At 72.3% G+C, this 6,674-nt stretch carries 5 protein-coding genes; 1 reads left to right on the forward strand and 4 read right to left on the reverse strand.

Annotated elements, in window-relative coordinates:
• Nucleotides 1-229: 229 nt before the first annotated feature.
• Both ACZJYS_RS21500 and ACZJYS_RS21505 read right to left on the reverse strand, forming a co-directional pair.
• A complete protein-coding gene (locus tag ACZJYS_RS21500) occupies nucleotides 230-2,239 on the reverse strand; it encodes a TRAP transporter permease (RefSeq protein WP_493180263.1) in 2,010 nt (669 codons plus the stop codon).
• A 41-nt stretch (nucleotides 2,240-2,280) separates the two neighbouring features.
• Nucleotides 2,281-3,264, reverse strand: coding sequence for a TAXI family TRAP transporter solute-binding subunit (locus ACZJYS_RS21505; protein ID WP_109518455.1), 984 nt, complete (start codon nucleotides 3,262-3,264; stop codon nucleotides 2,281-2,283).
• Nucleotides 3,265-3,442: 178 nt separating this feature from the next.
• On the opposite strand from ACZJYS_RS21505, the gene ACZJYS_RS21510 reads away from it, so the two are divergent.
• Entirely contained in the window at nucleotides 3,443-4,141 is a 699-nt protein-coding gene (locus ACZJYS_RS21510) for a CBS domain-containing protein (protein ID WP_245906580.1), read from the forward strand.
• Between the two features lie 75 nt (nucleotides 4,142-4,216).
• Here ACZJYS_RS21510 and ACZJYS_RS21515 read toward each other — a convergent pair whose 3' ends face one another.
• Both ACZJYS_RS21515 and ACZJYS_RS21520 read right to left on the reverse strand, forming a co-directional pair.
• On the reverse strand, nucleotides 4,217-4,495 hold the full coding sequence (locus tag ACZJYS_RS21515) for an ACT-like domain-containing protein (protein WP_109518454.1): 279 nt from the start codon (nucleotides 4,493-4,495) through the stop codon (nucleotides 4,217-4,219).
• Nucleotides 4,496-4,688: 193 nt separating this feature from the next.
• The coding region (locus ACZJYS_RS21520; RefSeq protein WP_493180264.1) for a mechanosensitive ion channel domain-containing protein at nucleotides 4,689-6,674 on the reverse strand (1,986 nt) is incomplete at its 5' end.

Below are 6,674 nucleotides of genomic sequence, written 5' to 3' on the forward strand. Positions count from 1 at the left end.
AGGGTGGTGTCCGCCTCCGCCAGGGGCGGCAGGGGCTCGCGACCCAGCCCCAGGGCGTCGCCGACGAAGCCGGGCAGGGCACAGCCGGGCAGCAGCAGGAGAAGGCCGAGCAGGGCGCGCATGCCGATCGCCTCAACAATCACGGGAACGTGATAATGGTTAAGGCGCCAGGCCGCCAGGAAAAGCGGGACCCGGGGAGAGGAATTCCCCGGGCCCCTTCGGCGCCCGGCTACAGCACGGGGCGGGCGGGCACGCGGAACTGCGGCAGCAGCAGCGCGCCGGCGAGGCCGAGGCCCAGCCAGTGTGGCGCGGGCAGCAGCCCGTCCAGCAGCGCCGGGAACACCAGCAGCAGGCCGGCGGCGACGAAGCCCAGCCGCTCCGGCAGGCCGAGCGGCCGGCGCGCCTGGCCCTGGCAGCCGGCCGCCAGCGCGGCGAGGCCGAGCGCCGCCAGCACCACCTGCCAGGCCACGTCCGCCCATGTCATCTGCGGGGTGAGGGAGAGCAGCAGCCCCACCCCCTCCGGGTCGGTAACGAAGACGAAGGGCAGCACGAAGGCGGGCAGGGTGTATTTCCAGGCCTGCAGGGTGGTGCGGTAGGGGCCGGCGCCGGTGATGGCGGCGGCGGCGAAGGGCGAGAGCGCGGTGGGCGGCGAGACCTCGGACAGCACGGCGTAGTAGAAGACGAACATGTGCGCCGCGTAGTCCGGCACGCCGAGCTTCATCAGCGCCGGCGCCGCCACCACGGCCGAGATGATGTAGCTGGCCGTCACCGGCACCGCGAGGCCGACGATCCAGACGATCAGCGCCGTGTAGAGCGCCGTTACCACCAGGGAGCCGCCCGCCGCCTGGATGGCGATCTCGGAGAATTTCAGCCCCAGCCCGGTGAGGGTGATGCAGCCCACGATGATGCCGGCGCAGGCGCAGGTGGCGGCGATGCCCACCGCCTGGATGGCGCCCGAGGCCAGCGCCGTGACCAGCCGGCGCGGCACCATCGCCGTCTCCGCCCGCAGGAAGGAGAGCACCACCGCCACCCCCATGGCGTAGAGCACGGCTAGCGTCGCGCTGTAGCCCAGCGCCATGAACACCACGATGGCGACGAGGGACGAGAAGTGGAAGCCGTAGCGCCGCGCCAGCTCCCCGGCCGGCGTCACCGCCATGGCCTCCAGCGGCGGCACGGCGCCGAGGCGGCGCTGGTCCAGCTCCACCATGAAAAGGAGGGAGGCGTAGTAGAGCACGGTCGGGATCGCCGCCATGCGCAGCACGTCGAGATAGCCGAGCTTGAGGTATTCCGCGATCAGGAAGGCCGCCGCGCCCAGCACGGGGGGCGAGATGATGGCCCCGAGCCCGCCCGCCGCCAGCAGCCCGCCGGCATCGTCGGGGCGGTAGCCGACGCGCTTCATCATCGGCCAGGCCACGGTGCCGAGCGTCACGGTGGTGGCGACGCCCGAGCCCGAGGGGCCGCCCAGCAGGAAGGAGGAGAGCACCACCGTGCGCCCGGCGCTGGTCGGCTTGCCCCCCGTGAGCGCGAAGCTGAAATCGACGAAGAACTTGCCCGCCCCGCTGCCCTGCAGGATGGCGCCGTAGATGGTGAACAGGATGATCAGCGTGGCCGAGACATCCACCGCCGTGCCGAAGATGCCGTCCAGCGTGATGGTCAGGTGCGGGATCAGGCGGGTGGTGTCGTAGCCCCGGTGGGTCCAGGGCGCGGGCAGGTGGTTGCCCCAGAAGGCATAGAGCATGAAGGCGATGGCCACGGCGGGCATGATCCAGCCCGTGGTGCGGCGCGTGGCCTCCAGCACCAGCGCCACCAGCAGCCAGCCCACCACCAGGTCCATCGGCTCGGGGAAGACGTAGCGGTCCAGCAGGTCGTCGCCGCCGGCGATCAGGTACCAGGTGCAGAACAGCCCGGCGCCGATCAGCGCCAGGTCCCACAGCATCAGCCGGTCACGGAAGCGGCGGGAGACGGGGAACAGGAAGAAGCCGATGGCCAGCGCGAAGCCCACATGCACGAAGCGCAGCGTGGTGGTGGGCACGATGTCCCAGGCCGCCCAGAGGTGGAACAGGCTCATCGCCACGGCGAGGAGGGTGGCCGCGTGGCCGAGCAGCCCGCCGAAGCGGTTCTGCACGCCCTCCTCCTCCTCGATCAGCCGCTCCACCCGGGCGGCGGTGCCCTGGTCGAGCGACGCGGGGTCGATCTCCGGCGGCAGGTTGTGGAGCGGCGGGTTGCGCGGGGGCTGCATTCAGCCGCGGCCTCCGCCCGGCGCGGGAGGGAGGCGGGGCCTCATGCCAGCTTCGCGCCCTGCGCCGTCCAGAAGGCCTCGGCCGCCTTGTGCCAGGGGATGCCGGCGGCGGCGCTCTTCTGCGCGGCGAGCGCGAAGTTGCGGCCCTCGGCGTGCACCCGGCCCAGCTCCTCGCGCCCTTCCCAGGCGGCCTTGAGCAGGGCGGCGACCTGCGCCTCCGGCATGTCCTCGCGCACCGCCAGGATGTTGGCCACCGACATCTGCCGGTTGTCCGTGGCCTGCCCCGGATAGGTGCCGGCCGGAATCACCTCGGGGAAATAGACCGGCCCGTGCTTCTCGACGATGCGCGGCACGTACTGGTCGTGGTCGATCAGCACGAGCTGCACGCCGGGCGAGGCGCCAAGGTCGGTGATGGCGCTGGTCGGCACGCCGGAGACGAAGAAATAGGCGTCGAGCTTGCCGTCCTTCACCGCGTTGGTGCTCTCGGCGGGCGAGAGGCGCTCGCGGGCGCGGAAATCCTTGTCGCGGTCCAGCCCGGCGGCCTCCAGCAGGCGGAAGGCCATCACCTCGGTGGCCGAGCCGGGGGCGCCGGTGGAGATGCGCTTGCCCTTCATCCCCTCCAGGCTGGTGATGCCGCTGGCCGCCGTGGTCACCACCTGCATGCGGTTGGTGTAGAGCACCGCGATGGCGCGCGCCGCCACGGGCCGGCCCTTGAAGCGCTCATTGCCGCGCACCGCGTCCACCGCGGCATCCACCTGGGTGAAGACGAGGTCGGCGCGGCCCGCGCCCAGCAATTGCAGGTTGGCCACCGAGCCGCCCGTCACCTCCACCGTGGCGGAGAGGCCGGGGATGGAGCGCGAGAGCAGGTTGGCCAGCCCGCCCCCCAGCGGGTAGTAGACGCCGCCCGTGGTGCCGGTGGCGATGGAGAGCTGCTGGCTGCCCTGCGCCCGGGCGCGCCCGAAGGCGGCCATGCCGCCGGTGGCGGCCAGCCCGGCCAGGATGCTGCGGCGTGCGAGCCTCGGCATTGGAATCCTCCCTGATTTTGTTCTGTATCCGCACCCTATCCTGCCCGCGCGGCCCGGTGGAAGCTTCATCCAGGGCATCCGCCAGGGTGGATGCCAAGGCCGCGCCGCGATTGATGCGCATCAAGGCGTGCCGGGCCGGCGGGGCGCATGATGGGCGCATAGGATAGGAGCAGCCGCCATGACCGTGCTGAACGCCAAGGACCTGATGACCGAGAATGTGGTGACGGTGCCGCCGGAGACGCCGGTGCTGGCCATCGCCCGCCTGCTCTCCGAGCGCGGCATCTCCGCCGTGCCGGTGCTGGGCGCCGATGGCAAGCTGCTCGGCATCGTCACCGAGGCGGACCTGATCCGCCGCCTGACGGGCGGCGACGGCAAGCCGATGGGCCTGCTGCGCCAGCTCTTCACCGACATGGACCGGCTGGCCGACCGCTACGCCGCCAGCCACGGCGCCACCGCCGCCGACGTGATGACGCGCGACGTCGTCACCGTCGCCCCCACCACGCCGGTCTCCGAGATCGCGGCGATGATGGAGGAGAAGGGCATCCGCCGCGTGCTGGTGACGCATGAGAAGCGGCTGCTCGGCCTCGTCAGCCGCGCCGACCTGCTGCGCGCGCTGGTCGAGCCGCCGGCCGAGACGGGCGAGTATTCCGACGAGCGGCTGCGCCGCGCCGTGCTGGCGGCGATGCGGCGCGAGCCCTGGGCGGACACCTTCTTCACCCTGGTCGACGTGAAGGACGGGGTGGTGGAGCTGCACGGCTTCAGCAACAGCGCGGCCGTGCTGCGCGGGCTCAAGGTGCTGGCCGCGCAGGTGCCCGGCGTGAAGGCGGTGGTGGACAACACCCAGCCCATGCCGGCCCAGCTCTTCGCCGCTGCCTGAAGGGGGCGGCCGAGGCGCGGGGCGCCGCCCGGCGGGCAGGCCGGGCGGCGCCCCTCTGCGTTCAGGCGGCCCGGCTCACGCCGCCAGGCGGATGTGGCGGCCCTCCATGGCCTCCACCCGCAGCACGCCGACGATCTGGCCCAGATTGCCGGCCACCAGGTGCAGCATCTCCACCGGCATGGCGTCGAGCGCGATCTCGGTGCGCAGCAGCTCGCCCTCGCGCTGCGAGCGGACGCGGTCGGGCGTCAGGTCACGCTTGGCGAAGGGCTCCAGCACGCGGGAGAGCAGGCCGGGATAGGCTTCGGCGAGGACGGTGAAGCGGGCGGCCGTGAGGGCGCAGGGATGGTCGGACATGGGGAGAAGCTTCCGGATCATTCGGTGGGGATGTCGCGCGGGGTTGATCCCGGCCGCTGCCCCCCGCAGGGCGCTCAGGCGGCCGGGCCGCTAATGACGATCCCGATGTTCCGAATACGGCGCATGGCCGCACGATAAGCCCGCCCCGCGCCGCGAGGCAAGCCCGTTCCTGCGCCTCCCGCGCCCGCCTTCCTCACGGCTGCGGCGCCGCCACCGGCGGGAAGCCCGGCGGGGGCGTGCCCTCGAACATCAGCTTCTGCCGCTGCGCCGGGATCTCGATGCCCAGCTCGTCGAAGCGCTGCTTGATGCGGCGGTTCATCTCGCGCATCACGTTCCAGCGCTGGATCGGCTCGGTCTTGATCCGCACGCGGATCACCGGCCCGTCCGGCGGCAGCCGGTCCACGCCCAGCACCTCCATCTCGTCGCGGATGACGAGGCCCCACTTGGCCTCCGCGCGCATCTCCTGGCAGAGCGCCTGGAGCAGCTCCACCACCTTGTCGGTGCTCTCGCGGTAGGCCACCTGCACGTCGAGCAGGGCGAAGGAGAAGTCCCGCGTCATGTTGGTGACGGCGGTGACGGTGCTGAACGGGATGATGTGCACGCTGCCATCGAGGTCGCGCAGCGTGATGGAGCGGATGGAGAGCTTCTCCACCACGCCGCCCTTGCCGCCGAGATTGACCACGTCGCCCACCGCCATGGCGTCCTCGAACAGCAGGAAGACGCCGGTGATGACGTCCTGCACCAGCTTCTGCGAGCCGAAGCCCAGCGCCAGGCCGATGACGCCGGCGCCGGCCAGCAGCGGCGCCACGTTGACGCCCAGCTCGGTGAGCAGGTTGAAGGCCACGAACAGCAGGATGACGACGAACAGCGTGGTGCGCAGCATCGGCACCAGGGTGCGGACGCGGGCGCTGCGGGCGGCCTCGGCATCGCGCGAGAGGCGGTCGAGGTGGCGCTGGATGGCGGCGTTCACCGCCTCCCACACCACCACCGCCACCACCGCGGTGAAGCCGACCGAGAGGGCCGAGCGCAGCACCCGGCTGCCCAGCTCGCCCGGCGCGAACCAGGCGAAGGAATCGATGCCCCACACCTCCAGCAGGGTGAGCACCGTCAGCACCGTCAGGAAGCCGGAGATGCCGCCCTTCAGCAGCGGCACGTAGCGGTTGGCGCGCGCCTCCAGCGCCGGGTAGCGGCCGGCGAGGTCGGGGGCGATGCGGAAGCTGCCCGCCAGCGCCCGGCGCAGCAGCACGTCGAGCCCCTTGGCGAGCGAGAGCACCAGCACGGTGAGCAGGCTGGCGCGCAGCAGGCGGGTGAAGCCGTCGCGGATCTCGAGCGCCCAGACGCCCCAGAGCGCCAGCAGGTAGAGGATGGCGAGCACGTGCCACACCTCGGCCAGCCAGTCGCGGAAGCGGCGCAACGCGGCGCGGGAGCGGTTCGGCACGTCGCCCGGCTTCAGCGGGGGCGCGCGCAGCTTCTGCGCCACCGCCACCCGGTTCTGCAGCACGATGATGCCGAGGAACACCGAGGCGATCAGCAGCACCAGGCGCAGGATGGCGTCGTAGGCGCCCCAGGGCAGGCCGAACAGCAGCCCCGCCTCCGCCACCGCGCCGCCGGTGATCATCACCACCACGATGCGCCGCAGCCAGACCGTGACATAGGCGGCCGTGAGGTCGGCGCAGGGCAGCAGCCGCAGATGGGCGGAGGCGGGGGAGAACAGCATCCGGCTCAGCGCCATGATCAGCCGGGCGACGATGTAGGCGTTGTTGGCCGTCAGCAGCACGAGCTGGGTGGTGGGCAGCGGCTGCACCGCGCCGATCAGCCCGTAGGAGATGACGGCGAAGGCGGCGATCGGCAGCAGGTCCAGCAGCAGCCGCGCCAGCACCAGCGGCACCCGGCGCAGCCAGGTCCAGGCATTGCCGGCCTCGGGCGCCAGCGCGTCCAGCCGCTCGCGCGGGCGGTGCAGGGCACGGTGCGCCAGCCACTCCGCCAGCACGCCGAGGCCGAGCAGCAGCGCCAGCTTCCAGGAGGCATCGGCCACCCGCGCCTGGGTCACCGGGTCGCGCGCCAGGGAGGAGAACCAGCCGAGCAGCCCCGGCAGGTCGGTGACCGCCTCGGCCGTGCTGACGATCTGGGTGGAGAGCCATTCCAGCCGCTGCGAGGCGCCGATCAGCAGCTGGCCGCC

The sequence above is a fragment of the Roseomonas sp. TS2 genome, from assembly GCF_058833935.1.